We start from the raw sequence: 14,377 nt of genomic DNA on the forward strand, positions 1-14,377 counted from the left end.
GCAACCGCCTCGTCGGCATCCTCCACGGCTGCCTCAAGAACACCACCCACTACGACCAGACAACCGCCTGGTCACACCGCACCCAACCCGCCGCAGCTTGACATCCAAGAAGCTGGGGTGTCTGACATCACCGCACTTGCCAGCCAAACCGCCAAGATCACACATCCTGATCTGCCGCAGGCCGCGCGCTACGCGGCGTCACCGCAACCGGATCAAACCGGCACCGGTCGTGGCGAGAACAATGCGCCCCCTGGCGCGACCGGAGGAACGTCCGTCTCGCTACGCTTTAACTGTGGTCGATCTGCCAGAGACGTGGTGTGTTCCGGTCGTGCGTGCGGACTTCCGCGACGACGGCGTGTGGGAGCAACTCAAGGGCGAGATCGTCAGCCCCACGGAAGAGGGCTTCGTGGCCGGTGTCGAGTTCGTCGAGGACCGAGCGCTGAACGGCCTCAGCGGTGCGGCAATCGCCGCCGGCTCTCCTCGCGCCTACCCACGTCAGTACAGGCACCCGGTGGTGTTCGTCGTCGACGCCGTCACCATCGCGCTGCCGGAGCGTCCCTTGCTCGTCGTTAATCTGAACGAAAGGGACGAGACGGACCCGTTCAGGACACTGCCACGGCAGGTCCAGGCGATCGAGAACAACCTATCGGTCGCGAACATGGACTTTGTTGAGTTCGCGCGGTCGGCAGGCCCGGACGGCATTTTTCGAGGCTTCTGAGCGCAACGCCGGCCGGCCAACACCGCATCGCCCGGATGCGCTGATCTGCCGCAGATGGCGCGCAGCGGGTGCCGCTGATCGGTCGTGGCAATGCGTGGATGTCTCGTGACGTCGGCGAGGTCAGCCCTCGTGGTGGAGCAGAAGCTCCGCGATTTCCTGGACTCGTTTCACGCTGATGCCGTTGCGTTGCTCTACTGACAGAGGGTGGTCAGTCGGTTCGAGGACGATGTGTGGTCGTGTGCCGACCTGCTCGGTATGCACCTTGGTCTTGAGGTTCAACGTCTCGATCGGGTAGGCCGGAAGCTCGGTGGACAGCCAGCCGAAGTACGCCGGCTCCTGCTCTCGTCCGGGCGTCGTCCAGTGATCCAGCATCCGGCTGAAGCTTGTGCTGCTCAGCGACACCCAAACGCCCCATTCGAAAACGGCATCAGCGTCGAGGACAGGTATGACCAAGCGCGCACGGACGAAGTAGTGCTGCGCCTGGATGATGCAGATCTCGTCCTCAAGGACACTGCGTTCGTCGTTGTTGAGATCGTCTCGCCAGTAGGCCGGGGCTGGGGTGCCGTACGAGAACGGCAGGCCCTCATGGCGCTGGCCACAACTGTGGCACATGAAACCGTGATCGATCACGGACGAGACGGTACAGCCCCTGCCTGAGCTACTGAGACGGCGTCGGCGAACCGGGTCCCCTATGCCGCTGGGTTGCGCACTACGTAGGGTCACCATGGCCGGTTGCCCTTGGCGTCGGTGGTGTCGATGAGCGATAGGCCCCCGTCAGCCTCACGGTGCAGCTTCGACGTGCGTCGGACCGCATGACGAGGCACTAGCTTGTGGGGCGGGACAGGCCTTGCATACCGGCAGAATCAAGGCGTCCTTCGTCTGGACGGTGCAGTTCCGCCATTGACATCCGGCCGTCCGCTAGCGTTCGCTGTGGGCCAGCCCGTCCTCCACGCGGCATGCCCATAGCAAATTCTTGAGAACACATTCGGAGGTTGCGGTGGCGACCCTGCTAAGCAGCATCGACGCCACGCCCACCCCCGACCATTGCATGGTCACCATCATCGGCGGCGACTTCGACGCCTTCGGCCACCCAGACACCAACGCCGCCGTGCTCTGCTGGGCCGGCACCGAACAGATCCAGCTGTTCAGCGAAATCAGTGAGGGTCACCGCCCACACGTCACCGTCGAGGCCTGGGACGGTCCCGCACCGACGGACACCGGCGAGTGGGAGGCCCACGGACACGGTGAACTGCACTCGACCAGCGGCACGCTGGGCATCAGCATCTTCGACGAGAAGATGCTGACCCCGTTCATGCCCATCGGAGCCCCGGGAACATACACCGTCGACGTGCACGCCACCGGCAGACGCCAGATCCGGGCGCTGTACGGGAAACCCGCGTGGTTCGCCGACGAACTACCCACCGGCATCGAACGGTTCCGGGTCCGTGTCTGGCCCAAGCGCAGCATCGCCAGCATCTCACCCGGCGAGCCGCACCGTACGGTCACCAGCCCACGACCGCCTGGCGGTCCGCTGGTGGCACTTTCGTCTGCCACGGTCCCGTCCCAGACGGCGTGCGCCGGGGACGAGGACCGCGGGTGACGAGCCACGCGCCGGTGTGCGAAGCGGCCACATGGACCCGGCGCCTGCGGGACTCCGTCGATCCCCGTCTCGGCGATTCCTCGCGCGAGCCTCGGCATCGCCCGTCGATGAAAGGCTGCGCCACGTGGTGCCACCCGTGGTGCCGCCTGGTGCCGATCCTGGCGGGCCGGGACACCGTGCTGGCGGGGGTACTCCGCAGCGTTCTTGACGACGTGTCCTGTCAGGTCGCGGTCAATGACCTACCGGCTCAGGTCGGCGGGACAACCCTTGCTTCTTGACATGCTCGATCAGCGCCACGAGGACCTCTTTGGACGACTGCCGCTGCCGCGCGTCGCACATCATGACAGGCACATCTGGGTCGAGGTCCAGGGCCAGTCGAACTTCCTCGAGGCTGTACTGGCGGGCGTTCTCGAAGCAGTTGACGGCCACGATGAACGGCAGCCTCGCGCGTTCGAAGTAGTCGACGGATGGGAAGCAGTCGGCAAGCCGCCTGGTGTCCGCCAGGACCACGGCACCCAGGGCGCCAATGGTGAGTTCGTCCCAGACGAACCAGAAGCGGTCCTGGCCCGGTGTGCCGAACAGGTAGAGAACGAGCTCCTCGCTGATGGTGATCCGGCCGAAGTCCATTGCCACGGTCGTGGTCGACTTCGCCTCGACGCCGGAGATGTCATCGACTCCCACGCCCTGCTCGGAGAGAACCTCTTCGGTCCGGAGGGGCTTGGTCTCGCTGACGGATCCCACCAGGGTGGTCTTGCCTACGCCGAAGCCACCCGCGATGAGGATTTTGATGGCGGTGGGAAGGGTCGCTTGGCCCGTCCGCTCAGAGTTGACGTAGTCCATTTATGAGCGCCTCGAATACGCTGTCGTCGGGAAGGGTGGCGGCTTGGCGAGGGTCGTTTACCTGAACGAATCCCTGAGCGATCAGTCCGTCTAGCAGCACTCGGACGGTGCCAAGGGGCAGGCTTAGATGCGCGGCCACTTCTGCGAGTGCAAGCGGTCGTTGGCAGAGGTGAATGATTCTGGCCTGCTCTGGTGCTATCCCCACCTCGGTTGGCGGGGCCGATCGGGTCGAGAGGATCAGAGCGACCACGTTGAAGCTGTTGGCTGGTTTGGCTCGCCCGCCGGTAACGGCGTATGGCCGGACTACCGGCCCGGCGGCGTCATCTAACCAGACCGGTTCTTCGTCGGGCATCGTCATGGCGGCCCCTAGTTGTTGGTGTGCTGGCTCGGCCTGGTCGGGGAGGCGAGGAACTTGCCGGCCCGCGCAACGACCATCGCCATCTCGTACGCGACAAGTCCGACGTCGGTTTCTTCAGCCGCGAGGACGGCCAGGCAGGCGTTGCTTCCGGCCGCGGTGACGAAAAGGAACGACGACTTCATCTCGATGATGGTCTGTTGCACGGGTCCGCCACCGAACCGCTTGCTGGCGCCCTTCGCGAGGCTCTGGATCCCCGATGCCATCGCGGCCAGGTGTTCCGCGTCGTCCCGGCTGAGCTGGGCGGAGGAAGCCATGAGCAGCCCGTCAGCGGAGAGCACGATGGCATGCTCAGCCTGCTTGACACGCCCGACCAGGTCGTCGAGCAGCCAGGCCAGATCGCCCGTGGAATTCTGCTGCACTTGCCCGTTCCTCTTTCTTACCGGTCGGTTTCGGCCGCAGACGTGTTGTCGGCGGCGTTCGATTGCTCGTCGTCGTCGGCGTCGACGAGACGTGCGGCGTCATCGCGGCCGCGCCGGGTGCCGGATTGGTAGGAGGTCATCATCCTGCGGATGTCGTCGGGGGATCGCCCCGCCTCGTCGTCCGGTGGCTGTGTTTCGCCTGGGGTCGAGTCGCGAAGTTGCCGCGCGATGTTGGCCTGGCGGACTCGCATCGGCAGCCCATGCTCGGTGTGCTCGGTGTGCCCGGCTGAAGGTCCGGGCTGCTGCCTGACGCTGGGCGCGCTCTTGGCCGGCTCTTCGGTGACCGTGGCGGCGGCGTCAGCGGCGGCGCGCAGTGGACGCACTGCGGGCAGTTCCATCGTCTCGCCGTGCACAGGTGCGGGCTCGGCGACGGCGAGCGAGGTCTGCCGCGCGGTGGTGACGCGCTGGGCGTCACCGGCGGCAACTGCCTCCCTGGACACGCCCGCGGCCGGTGCGGGTCCGGTGCCGATCGGGTCGGCCGTCGCCACCAGATCCTTGGGGATGAGGACAACCGCCGTCGTGCCGCCGTACGGTGACGGCTTCAACCGCACCGCGAGGTGGTGCTTGGCGGCCAGCCGACTGACGACGAACAGTCCCAGCTTCTTGGCGTCGGCGAGGTTGAACTCGGCGGCGATGGCGAGGTCTGCGTTCGCGGCGGCCAGATCGTCCTCGGCCATGCCGAGACCTCGGTCCTCGATCTCGATGGCGAAGCCGTTGGCCACGAGTTGGCCGCGTACCTCGACCGGCGTGCTCTTCGGCGAGAAGGTCAGGGCGTTCTCGATCAGTTCGGCGAGCAGGTGGATGATGTCGCCGGCGGCCCGGCCGGCGAGCGCGACCGACCCGAATGGCATCACCTTCACCCGGGTGTAGTCCTCCACCTCCTGCACGGCGGCGCGGGCCACGTCGACCATCGGCACGTTGCGTCGCCAGCCACGGCCGGGCGTCGCACCCGACAGGACGATGAGGTTCTCGGCGTTGCGCCGCATCCGGGTGGCGAGGTGGTCGACGCGGAACAGGTCCTCGAGTTCGTCGGCATCCTCCTGTCGACGCTCCATCTCGTCGAGGAGGGTCACCTGGCGGTGGACGAGGGCCTGGGTGCGGCGGGCCAGGTTCAGGAACACATCGCGTACGTTGCGGCGTAGCTCCGCCTGCTCGACGGCCGTACGCACAGCGGTCTCCTGGACGGCGTTGAACGCCTGGCCCACCTGCCCGATCTCGTCCGAGCCGAAGTCGAGCGGCGGCGCCTCGGCGGCCACGTCAACCTTCTCGCCGCGCTGAAGGCGCTCGACCACCGCGGGGAGCCGCTCGTCGGCGAGTTGGTGGGCCGCGTCACGCAGCCGCTGCAACTGCGCCACCAACGCACGCGCCGTCGTGATTGACAGCACGATCGACGCGGCAACGGCGAGCGTTCCAAGACCCGCCGCGAGGAACAGCCGGATGATGACCCAAACGGCGACGCCCACGGCGGCAGACACAATTCCGTTACCGCCGGCTGTGACGACTTCTTGCAGCTCGGACTGAGCGTCGTCAACCACAGTGCGCCACTCGGCGGCCTCGACGGGCAGGCTCGACCGGGTGCGGCTGGTCTGGGTGACCCTGTCTTCGATCGCCCGAAGACGGCTGAAGGTGTCGCCAGCAAGCAACTGTTCGTATCGGACGCGGTCGGCGGGTGACAGCTGGATCGAGGTTTCTGAACCGGCGAACCGTTGGGCGCCCACGAGATGTGCGAACTGCGCCTGCTCAGCGGCGGTGATTCGACCGTTGGCGAGGATGCCGCTCAAGAGCGCGTCCTCCTGCGAGATCAGCTCCCCCATGCGGTTCAGCTGGATGAGCGCAGCGGCGTAACCCGCGATCTCCTTGTCGTCCAGGCTCGCTGTGGCGTGGTAAATGCCGAAGATCGAGTCGATCGAGTCGCCAAATGCCTTCGCTGCGCTCGCGCGGTCGATGGAGCGCGCATCGACCAGCTTTCTGATGTCGCCCAGGGCCTCCAGACTGACGTAGGCGACGTCAAGTCGTTGGGCCAACGTGGCGCTGCCAGCAAGATCCGTCTGCCACGTTTGTGCTGACTCTGTGAACGTCGCGGCGAACTGCTCAGTCTCCCGGCGCTGTGTGTCCAGGGAAGCTCGCACCTGACTGTCGTCGGAGCCACCCAGGTAGGCCAGCGTGAGTCGGCGTTCGTTCTGCAGTGCCGTCAGCAGGGGTGCGCTCGGCTCGTACACCTTGCTGTTCAGCGTATTGACCCAGAGCAGATTCAGACCGTCCTGGAGGGTCACCCACGCCGCGAACGCCCACAGGGCAGTGAGCGACAGCAACATCGCGACCACTTTGGTGCGGATATTGGTACTGCGAAAGCGCATCACACCGTCCCAGTCGGCTGTTACACCTAGCAAAAATCCTACGCGATCTTCTGACGCCTGCGTGTCCTACATCAACGGCGTGCGATGACGGGGGCACGCTAGCAGTGTCCAAGAAGGTCCTCAAGCGTCCCTGATCACCGGCTTGCTGGCTGCCTGCTGCGGTTTGGGCCCAGTTGTCGTCACGGTCGCTGCCGTTATGTCGCGCCGTTGCCGCACAAGGTGCAATGCGGCGAGCACCGCGGCGCGGACGATCGCCAGCGGGCTGTAGAGCTCCTTGCCGTACCACAGGGGAGGGGCAGGATCCCGGCCCGCGGTCCCGCAGAGGTACGCGTAGCCACGCCTCGCGGCCGCTTGGACTCCATCGGCCCTCGGGCGCGTAGCCAGGACCACCTGCAGCGCGTACGCGGTCTCCTCAGCGGTGCCGTCCCACCGTCCCCACGACCCGTCGGCCCTTTGAGTGGACAGGACCCAGTCGACGGCCCTCGCCACCGCCTCGGCCGCGGTAGGCCCGCGACCAAAGTCATGAAGAGCGAGGGCGCAGCACATCGTGGCGTAGTACGGCGAGGCATGCCATCGGTCGCGCCAATGCCCGTCCGGCTGCTGGCGCTCTCGCAGCGCCACCGTCAACCGATCGATGGCGGCCTTGTACCGCGGCTCCGGATTGACTCTGCTGGCCACGTGCTGACCGAAAGCGTCCAGGACGTGAGCGTTGGTGGTGACCGACCACCCGTCCTCACCGGGCCAGGTGCAGAATCCATCCGCTGTTTCGTATGCCCATAGCGGCCCGGGATCTACCGGTTGGCCGAGATGGCCGAGCGCACACAGCGCTACCGCCGTGGTGTCTGCGTCGACGGGCAGCCCTGGCCCGGTCGGGGTGCCCAGCGGACTCATCGCGGCGAGCATGCTCTCCACGATGCGTGGCGGCACCTCGACCGGAATGCCAGCCCGGGCCAGTCCGCTCACCACCCACGCCGCTTCAAAGACAGTGATAGGCAACGGACACGGCACCGGGCCGCCGCCAGCGACAGTCGCCAAATGAGTCAAGGCAAGGACGGTGGAGGATCCCGAGTCGGGTTCGCCAATCCAGGCAGCGGTTGCCGCCGGTGAGGCGCCGACCGTCCCGGGCCCCGCCGGTCGAAAGCCTGTGGCGCGGGCTGCGGGACCCAGGACCTCCAGGAAATGCACCAGCTTGCCCGGCAGATCAACCCCGGCAGCGACCGCCTGTCGGACCTTGACGAGACGGCCGTCGTCCATCCCCGTTGGCAGGGCTAAACGCCCGCCGTACCAGGGATCGAGGCACGGCACTGCCATGGGCTCAAGCAGCGCGAGGTGCTGGTTGATGTCCGCCACGAGCGAAGGCACGATGAGGTCCGCACCCGGGGTGTCCGGCACCAGCAAATCAGCCCGTAGCCAGGTAGTAAGCGCCTGCAGGCTGCGGGCGACGGCAGTGGCCAGACTGGCCGCCACGTGATCCCGATGCGCCCCCGGTCCCGTGGAGCGGAGCGTCGCGAGCAGCGCATCGGTGGCACTGAGTGTGGGAACCAGCGCATACCCCTGCGGTGGACCCCACCCCCCGTCCGCCCGCTGCGTCTGCAGCAAGTACGCAATTCGCTCGGCATGCCCACCTAGCCACGGCGACAGTGACACAAGCCGAGCGGTCTCGTAGACCGATGGGGCGACCTGACCGTGCGGTTCGGCCTCCAGCCCGGCGATCAGATCGGCCACGGCCCCGGCAATGTCGACGCTCGATGTATGGACGGGGATGGTCGGGCGGCTCACAGGCTGCCCCAGAAGTCCGACACCTGGTAGAAGCCAGCGGTGAACGAGAGTTGACGTCGCAGAAACGCGGCCTGTCGGGGACAGGTGGTCTCCAGTGGCTCGATCAGCTCGTGGCAGCTCTGGATGACTGCGTTGAGCCTGGCGGTCACTTCGGTACGGCTCACGAGCATGAGCGCGTTGAGATCTCCCCACTGGAGGTCACGACTACTTGTTCCCAGGTCGTTGATCAACCGGATGGCGCGCTGGACCTCGCGGCTGGCGGTCTTCAGTTCGTCCACGTGGTCCAAGCAGTCCTGGTCACCGAGCTGGGCCCAGTGCGTCACGCTGACCAGCACGACAGCGGCGTTGTCCGCGTTGGCGAGGTACTGGTCGAGAGTAGGAACTGCACGCCGCGGGTCCTGCGGTGTCCTGTACGCGGTCTTCCATCGCCACTCCTGCGCCATCGCCGCAACCATGCGCCCGAGTTCGTCTCGCCACATCGGGCCGATGGCCGCGAACGCCGGAGCCGACACCAACTCGTCCCGGATCTCGGCCAGCAGCAGCGCCAAGGGGTTTCCGTCGGCGCACGGATCGCCGTTGGCGGCTGTGATGCAGCTGGCGACGAGCGCCTGGACATCGTCGTCCGTCTGCGCGAGGTGGTCGAACTGCCAGTCCGCCGCAAACACCCACAGCACGGTCCGAGCGGTCAGCCTCAACTGGTTGCCCGCGTACTCGGGGGCGGTGAACGCTACTGACATCGCGATGCCGCTGATGAGCGCCGCGTCGAAGGGTCGCGCTGCGAACAGGTTCTGATGGCGCGTCACGACCTCGTGCAGGTCGCGATCGAGAGTGACGGCCAGCGCGCAAACTCGGGCCTGCTCTTCAACAGTGAGTGCATCGCCGATGGCGACCGGGACATGCGGACTGGGTGTCACGAGATTGAGGAGTGGTCGTGCCGCGGCAGCAGCGTGAGCGTGTTCGGCCGGGGCCGCAGTGAGGCACCGATCCGCGCTTTGAGATCAGCCGGCCCACCGAGCTGGAAGCGGTACCGGCTCAGCAGCGTGGCGATGATGATCGGGGCCTCAAGGAGGAAGAGGTGCTGGCCGATGCACTGGTGCGGGCCTCCGCCGAAGGGGAAATAGCTGTAGCGGTGCTCCCGCCGCGGGCGGTCAGGGGCGAACCTCTCCGGGTCGAATGCGTCCGGGCGATCCCAGAACTGTTCCATCCGCTGGGTCGCGTACGGGCTGACCAGGATGGTTGCTCCGGCTTCAATCCGGACGCGACCAAGGACCTGCTGCTCGACCGCTGTTCGTGGGATGTTCCAGCCGGCTGGCCAGAGGCGCAGCATCTCGTCCAAGACCATTCGGGTGTAACGCATCCGCGGGATGTGGGCCCGCTGTACCGGCCCACGCCCGACAACCTCGTCGACTTCGGCGTACAGCCGGTCGGCAACCTCGGGGTGCTTCTCAAGAACCGGCCACAGCCAGGACAGGACGCCGACTGTTGTCTCGGTGGCCGTACTGAACATCGCGACAAGGTCGCTGCGGACCTGCTCCTCGCTGACCTGAAGTCCGTTGGCCCTTGGGCGGCAGAGCGCAGCGATGATGTCGTCGCCCTCGCCCGGGTTCGCGCGCTCCGTGCGGATGATCGGTAGGACCAGCGCGTCGATGGCTGCGACCGCCTTGCGGAATGCCCGGTCACCGGGCAGCGGAACCCAGTAGGGCGCGCCGGGCGCGAGTAGACGAAACACCATCGTTCGGGTGATCGTGCCCAGGTGGCCGAAAATCTCCACCGCGTCGTCTACGGGGATCTTTCGACCGAAGAGGACCCGCGTTGTGGCCTGGCACACGATCCGCGACATCAGGGTCATGGCGTCAACTGCCACACCCTGCCGAGCCGGTTCTCCCAGCGCATCGATCGCCTCGGCGATGGCGACCGCCATCCGGTCGACCATCTGCTCGACACGCTGTTTGGTGAACAGCGGTTGCAGGGTGTCCCGGCTCGACTCCCACACCTCCCCCTCGGTGACGAGGATCGCCTCCCCGACCACCCGACGGATCGAACGCCAGAGCATGCTCTCACCGTCGCGGATGTAGTTGGTCGTGTCCCGCAGGATCTGCTGTAGGTGTTCGGGGTGGGTCACCAGGTAGGGGCGCATGGTGCCAAGGTTGAGACGCACGACCTCGCCGCCGGACTCGTGTCCGAAGTGGACAAGCGCCGCGAGGGGGTCTCGGAGCATACGCGGCAATGTTTCGCGCAGGGGAATGGTAATGGCGCGGCCGGCGGGTTGCGCCTGAGACATGTGCACCTCCACGAAATGTTGTCCTCCGAGCGTATGGCCAGGCAGCCCCCCGCAGCAGGGGCCCTGCATGATCAACCTTTGGGTCCCATCCATAACTCCACATTTGTCTGAGAGGTTGGTTCGGCAGCGTATGTCCGTTGTGGGTGGACGGTGGATCGGCGGTGCTGGTCTCGGCGGCTATGCGGGTGATGTTGGCAGTGCGAGGACGAACAGTCCGGGTTCGGGCTCGGTCAAGATCTGGCGGGCGACGAGGCGTTCGGGCTTGCCGCGGAGCCCTTCGGTGTCCTTGGCGGTGGTGCCCCTGCCTCGGGTGCGGCAGATGTCCTTGGCGCGCATCGGTGTGGTGGCTGTGCGGAGCACGGCGAGGATCTGCTGGTAGGCGGGACTGGTGGCGGTGACGTCAGCGGCTGTCTCTGGGACGGTCTGTTCGGTGAGGCTGAGCAAGGTCTTTCGGGCGATGGCGAGTTCGGCTGCGTGACACGGCCGAGGCGGGTCGGCTCTCGTACTCGCGCACGAGGCGGCGGTGCAGACGGAACGCCCGCTGACGCGCCGCCTGCGGATGTGGCCCTGCATGACGAGATAATCATCGGTAACATCCAGGACTCAGCTCAGAGGATGGATGGAGGTGAATCCGCTGCTGCCGTGCGAGGTGCTCGACACGTCCGTCCTTCCACCGGGTGACCGTTTCGAGCGCTGGTACGAGGTCATTGCTCGCGAAGCCGCTCCGACCTACGTCAAGAGCCCGCACCTTGCCGACTTCAAGGCATTGGCCAAGCGAGTACCCCTGGGAACTGTCCTGCTGGCTGAGTTGCGCTACCCAACCCTGGACACCATCCGTTCGCCACGGCTGGTCAGGCGGTCGCAGCCCGACACCTACCAACTGGTGCTGATGACCACGGGGGAGAGCGTTGCGCACCAGGAGCGCACCCAGTCCTCCGTGCCGCAGGCGTCGTTCACCCTGCTGGACAACAGCAAGCCGTTCACTGGCACCCACTACGCGTCGGGGCCGACGCTTGCGAGCTCCATCTCTCTTGTCATCCCCCATCAGGCGTTGCCTCTGCATCCAGACAAGGTGCGCGCGCTCCTCGCAAGCTCAATCAGTTCTGACACAGGCATGGCGGCCCTGCTTGCTCAATTCGTCCACCGCGTGGCAGCGCGCCCCGAAGAATTCGTCCCGAGTCAGGCGGTGACGCTAGGCGCGATAGCGCTTGACCTCGCGGCCAGCACCCTGGCACAGCGCTTGGCTGTTCAAGAGCTACTGCCGGTCGAGGTGCGGGAGCGTACGCTGCGTACGGAGATCGAAGCCTTCATCGAAAAAAACCTTGGCGACACTGAGCTGACCCCTCGTTCCGTCGCCGCTGCTCACCACATTTCGCTGCGTATGCTCCACCGGCTCTTCGCGTCCGAGCAGCACACCGTGGCGGAACATATTCGGCACCGGCGACTGGTTCGGTGTCGGCGGGATTTGATCAATCCGTTGCTCGCCGATCGACCGGTCCACAGAATCGCGGCTCGTTGGGGATTCCCGGCCAAAGCGCATTTCAGTCGGCTCTTCAAGAATACTTTCGGCATGTCGCCGCAGGAGTACCGCAACCTGCACCGTTAGTTCGCGTGCCGACCTCGGCTACCCGCGCCGCGCTCCGTACAAGACAGCACAGAAGTGCAACCTGCCGGCACCAGCGGTCAACATCCCAACTGTTCGTTGATCGCAAACTGGAGCAGCGAGCTGGTCCCGGGCGATAGGGCGGGGCTACCAACGGGGGTGCCTCTTTCGTTCGGAACGCTGCACCGTAGGCCACACCTCGGTGTCACATCGCCACCGCTTCCCACCCCCGGGCCTGCACCGCCTCTCCCGGGGGTGGGAAACGGCGCTAGACCCTCAGCAGCGGGAGTGTTGATCTAACGGCACCTCTCTGTGTCAAGGTGCAGCCGAAGTCGTCGACTCCGGCCCGAGGACCGCCGAAGTCAGCTGACCTCAGCGGGTGGCGGCGGTCGGCACGACCCTGGCCTGCCGGGTGTCGCCGCCGCGCAGGTAGGTCATCGACACGGGCTGGCCGGGCTCGACCGACCGCAACGCGCCGATGAACGCCTCCAGAGTGTCGATGCGCTCGCCGGCCACCTGCGTGACGATGTCCCCCGGGCGCAGGCCGGCCTCGGCCGCCGGGCCATTTCCGTCGACGTCGCGGACCAGGACTCCACGGTCGGTGCCGGCATTCAGGGACTGGGCGATCTGCGGGGTCAGGCGGGCCACCGCGAGCCCGAGGTACGGCTGGGTGACCCGGCCGTCGTCGAGGAGGTCGTCGGCGATGTCCAGGGCGGTGGCGGCGGGGATCGCGAAGCCGATTGACACCGCGCCCGTCTGCGGCGGCAGGTAGGCATCGTTGATGCCGATCACTCGGCCCGAGTAGTCGGCGAGCGCGCCGCCCGAGTTGCCGGGTGAGATCGCCGCGTCGGTCTGGATCAGGTCAACCAGGGCGTTGCCCTGACCTGCCGAACCGGGGATCTCCCGGCCGACGCCGGAGACGATGCCGGCGGTGACGCTGTTGAGGAAGCCCAGCGGGCTGCCGAGGGCGAGGACCGGCTCACCCGGTGGCGGAAGCTCGGTGTGGAACGGCGCGGGCGGTAGGTCGGTGCGCTCGGCGCGGAGCACCGCGAGATCGGTGACGGCGTCGGCGGCGACCACCCGGGCCGGAACGCGGGTGCCGTCGGCGAGGGCGACCTCCACGTTCTCCTGGTCACCCACGACGTGCTCGTTGGTGAGGATGAGCCCGCCGTCGCGGAACACGACCCCGGAGCCGAGGCCCTGCCCGACTCGAACGGTGACGACCGAGGGCTGCAGTCGGGCGACGATCTGTGGCAGGTCGGCTGCGGCCGGTGCCGGCGCGGCCGTCGACGCGGCTGTCGGTGTCGCAGCCGCTCCTCCGTCGTCGGCCGTGCAGCCGGCGGTGGCAATCAGCATCGCTCCGCCACCCAGCAGAGCCACCCAGCGCGATCGGGCCGTCACGGTTGAAATCCTCCCCGGGGTGGTAGTTCAGCGGTCGGGTGCCCTGGCTGGCCCGCTACCCGAACCTCCCGGCGGCAAACCCCGGAAACACCGGAAATGGCGGAACGTCATGGTGTTGGGCAGCGGTGGTCATCAGTTCGTCGCACCGCTCGCTGCGGGCCGGGAGACCCGGTCACCCGTGCCCGACGACGGCACGGCTCACTCCGCGCACGGTCACCGTGGGGCGCGTCGAGGACCGGCGCGCCGCAGCGCGCGATACTGGCTCAGCGGCACCCAACCCCCGGGGCCACCCCACTGGCACTGGTCGTCGCGAACGGCATGTCCACCGCGCCATCACCTGCGTCCGACGGCGGATGCCCTGGTCGGCTGCGGTACGCCGTCCGACCTATCGACGAAGGAGCACCGATGAAGGCACGGCCGAGTACCAGGGCAGCGTCGCCGTGGTCGGGGTGGCTGGCCTGGACACGGTCCCGGCGATGCACGACTTCGTGCGGATGGCCGAGCTGTCCGGCTTTCCACAGCTGGCCGACGAGCAGGGCGTGGTGTGGAAGCATTTCGAGATGACCCAGCAGAGCACCTTCGTGGTGCTCGACAGTGAGGGAACGGTGGTGACACGCGGCCACGCCGATGTCGACGAGCTGCCCGACACGCTCGATCAGTTGCTGGTCGGCTGAGATGGTCGACGCGCCGCTGGGCCTGGCGGTGGCCGCCGGGATGCTCGCCGCGGTCAACCCGTGTGGGTTCGCGCTGCTGCCCGCGTACCTGTCGCTGCTGGTGGCCGGCGAAGCAGCGACAAACCGGGGTACGGCGCTTGTTCGGGCCCTGGCTGCCACCGCGCGATGACCGGCGGCTTCGTCGCAGTCTTCGGACTGTTCGGTCTGGTTCTCACCCCCGTGGCCGGCGGGCTCGGCATGCGCCGAGCCCGCCAGTCCTAATCCGGATCTTCAAGAGCCTCCGGTGC

Annotated in this window: 14 protein-coding genes and 1 pseudogene; 5 read left to right on the forward strand and 10 right to left on the reverse strand. The window is 66.9% G+C overall.

Features of this window, described 5'->3' with window-relative positions; translation table 11 throughout:
- The first annotated feature begins 292 nt into the window (after positions 1–292).
- Positions 293–718, forward strand: coding sequence for a hypothetical protein (locus KBX00_RS24530; protein WP_210830420.1), 426 nt, complete (start codon positions 293–295; stop codon positions 716–718).
- A gap of 120 nt (positions 719–838) precedes the next feature.
- Here the strand turns inward: KBX00_RS24530 and KBX00_RS24535 are convergent, their stop codons facing one another.
- On the reverse strand, positions 839–1,348 hold the full coding sequence (locus KBX00_RS24535; RefSeq protein ID WP_307869067.1) for a DUF2199 domain-containing protein: 510 nt from the start codon (positions 1,346–1,348) through the stop codon (positions 839–841).
- 367 nt (positions 1,349–1,715) lie between these two features.
- Here KBX00_RS24535 and KBX00_RS24540 point away from each other — a divergent pair, with 367 nt between their 5' ends.
- Positions 1,716–2,318, forward strand: coding sequence for a hypothetical protein (locus KBX00_RS24540; protein WP_210830421.1), 603 nt, complete (start codon positions 1,716–1,718; stop codon positions 2,316–2,318).
- A 231-nt stretch (positions 2,319–2,549) separates the two neighbouring features.
- Here KBX00_RS24540 and KBX00_RS24545 read toward each other — a convergent pair whose 3' ends face one another.
- The 8 genes from KBX00_RS24545 to KBX00_RS24580 form a co-directional block, all read right to left on the reverse strand.
- Positions 2,550–3,158, reverse strand: a complete 609-nt coding sequence (locus KBX00_RS24545) for an ATP/GTP-binding protein (protein WP_210830422.1) — start codon at positions 3,156–3,158, stop codon at positions 2,550–2,552.
- Positions 3,139–3,516 carry a DUF742 domain-containing protein gene (locus KBX00_RS24550; protein WP_210830423.1) on the reverse strand — a complete coding sequence of 126 codons (378 nt, stop codon included), beginning with the start codon at positions 3,514–3,516 and terminating at the stop codon, positions 3,139–3,141. The genes KBX00_RS24545 and KBX00_RS24550 overlap by 20 nt, the downstream gene beginning before the upstream one ends.
- Positions 3,517–3,524: 8 nt before the next feature.
- Positions 3,525–3,935, reverse strand: a complete 411-nt coding sequence (locus tag KBX00_RS24555; RefSeq protein WP_210830424.1) for a roadblock/LC7 domain-containing protein — start codon at positions 3,933–3,935, stop codon at positions 3,525–3,527.
- A gap of 17 nt (positions 3,936–3,952) precedes the next feature.
- Complete coding sequence (locus KBX00_RS24560; RefSeq protein ID WP_210830425.1) at positions 3,953–6,352, reverse strand: nitrate- and nitrite sensing domain-containing protein; 2,400 nt, start codon at positions 6,350–6,352, stop codon at positions 3,953–3,955.
- 120 nt (positions 6,353–6,472) lie between these two features.
- Positions 6,473–8,077, reverse strand: coding sequence for a prenyltransferase/squalene oxidase repeat-containing protein (locus KBX00_RS24565; protein ID WP_307869068.1), 1,605 nt, complete (start codon positions 8,075–8,077; stop codon positions 6,473–6,475).
- 50 nt (positions 8,078–8,127) lie between these two features.
- Entirely contained in the window at positions 8,128–9,045 is a 918-nt protein-coding gene (locus tag KBX00_RS24570; protein WP_210830426.1) for a terpene synthase family protein, read from the reverse strand.
- Positions 9,042–10,376, reverse strand: a complete 1,335-nt coding sequence (locus KBX00_RS24575; RefSeq protein WP_374225361.1) for a cytochrome P450 — start codon at positions 10,374–10,376, stop codon at positions 9,042–9,044. Before KBX00_RS24575 ends, KBX00_RS24570 begins: the two co-directional genes overlap by 4 nt.
- A gap of 213 nt (positions 10,377–10,589) precedes the next feature.
- Positions 10,590–10,856, reverse strand: a complete 267-nt coding sequence (locus KBX00_RS24580; protein ID WP_210830428.1) for a hypothetical protein — start codon at positions 10,854–10,856, stop codon at positions 10,590–10,592.
- Positions 10,857–11,037: 181 nt separating this feature from the next.
- Between KBX00_RS24580 and KBX00_RS24585 the strand changes: the two genes are divergently transcribed.
- On the forward strand, positions 11,038–12,018 hold the full coding sequence (locus KBX00_RS24585) for a helix-turn-helix domain-containing protein (RefSeq protein WP_210830429.1): 981 nt from the start codon (positions 11,038–11,040) through the stop codon (positions 12,016–12,018).
- 369 nt (positions 12,019–12,387) lie between these two features.
- Here KBX00_RS24585 and KBX00_RS24590 read toward each other — a convergent pair whose 3' ends face one another.
- Positions 12,388–13,416, reverse strand: coding sequence for a trypsin-like peptidase domain-containing protein (locus tag KBX00_RS24590; RefSeq protein WP_307869069.1), 1,029 nt, complete (start codon positions 13,414–13,416; stop codon positions 12,388–12,390).
- A gap of 353 nt (positions 13,417–13,769) precedes the next feature.
- Here KBX00_RS24590 and KBX00_RS24595 point away from each other — a divergent pair, with 353 nt between their 5' ends.
- Positions 13,770–14,090 carry a hypothetical protein gene (locus KBX00_RS24595; protein ID WP_210830430.1) on the forward strand — a complete coding sequence of 107 codons (321 nt, stop codon included), beginning with the start codon at positions 13,770–13,772 and terminating at the stop codon, positions 14,088–14,090.
- Position 14,091: 1 nt separating this feature from the next.
- Positions 14,092–14,333, forward strand: a pseudogene (locus KBX00_RS24600) (cytochrome c biogenesis protein CcdA); the annotation flags it as partial.
- Between the last annotated feature and the right edge of the window lie 44 nt (positions 14,334–14,377).

The sequence above is a fragment of the Micromonospora sp. C95 genome (genome assembly GCF_018070465.1).
Lineage (GTDB): Bacteria > Actinomycetota > Actinomycetes > Mycobacteriales > Micromonosporaceae > Micromonospora.

Coding starts and splice junctions, on each gene's coding strand:
- KBX00_RS24545 (WP_210830422.1), bottom strand. CDS start 3,158: ATGGACTACGTCAACTCTGAGCGGACGGGCCAAGCGACCCTTCCCACC.
- KBX00_RS24550 (WP_210830423.1), bottom strand. CDS start 3,516: ATGACGATGCCCGACGAAGAACCGGTCTGGTTAGATGACGCCGCCGGG.
- KBX00_RS24560 (WP_210830425.1), bottom strand. CDS start 6,352: ATGCGCTTTCGCAGTACCAATATCCGCACCAAAGTGGTCGCGATGTTG.
- KBX00_RS24595 (WP_210830430.1), top strand. CDS start 13,770: ATGCCCTGGTCGGCTGCGGTACGCCGTCCGACCTATCGACGAAGGAGC.